General features: G+C 61.1%; 1 protein-coding gene. It reads right to left on the bottom strand.

Annotation, left to right across the window (positions count from 1 at the left end; genetic code table 11):
- Positions 1 to 86: 86 nt before the first annotated feature.
- Positions 87 to 720, bottom strand: a 634-nt coding sequence (gene istB, locus O9K64_RS23475; RefSeq protein ID WP_275100543.1) for an IS21-like element helper ATPase IstB, incomplete at its 5' end; no start/stop codon positions are given.

Here is a 720-nt window from a genome sequence, read left to right as displayed (position 1 = left end):
ATGCTGTGCGTATTCCGGCGAAGTTGAACAGCGATTCCGGACGAACGTGAACACCTGATTTCACAACGCATCACGCGGAAGGATTATTACCCCAGGTGTTCATCTTCAGTCAACTGACCGAGGATCTTGCGCATCGACTCACCCTTGAGCTGGAGCCTGTGGGCGTTATGCATCAGCCGGTCGAGGATGGCGTCGGCGAGCGTGCTGTCGCCGATACTGGCGTACCACTGGTCGGTGGGCAGCTGACTGATCATGAGGGTGGCGGTGTGGCCGTGACGGTCATCCATGATCTCCATCAGGTCATTGCGGTTGGCCGGGGTCAGCGGCTCCAGTCCCCAGTCATCGATGATCAGTAACTGGATCTTGGCCAACTGCTGGAGCTGCTTATGGTAGCTGCCGTCGGCCTTGGCCTGGGTAAGCTCCAGGAACAGCCGTGAGAGACGGTAATAACGCACGCTGTAGCTCTGCAGGCAGGCGTTGTGTCCCAGGGCACAGGCGAGGTAGGTCTTGCCACTGCCGCAGGGGCCGGTGATCAGCAGGTTCTGGGCGCGCAGGATCCATTCGCCCTGGGCGAGCCGGGCGATCTGCGCCGGGCTGATGTTGCGTGGATGCTGGTAGTCGATCTCCTGCACCCTAGCACCAAGCTTGAAGCGGGCCTGGCGGATGAGCCGTTCGTGGCGGCGCTGATCACGGCTCAGCCACTCCTGATCGAGCAGCAGC

Source organism: Sedimenticola hydrogenitrophicus, from assembly GCF_029017505.1.
Classification (GTDB): domain Bacteria; phylum Pseudomonadota; class Gammaproteobacteria; order Chromatiales; family Chromatiaceae; genus Sedimenticola; species Sedimenticola hydrogenitrophicus_A.
The sequence above is the reverse complement of the archived record's forward strand: the minus strand, read 5'-3'. Positions and strand labels throughout refer to the sequence as shown.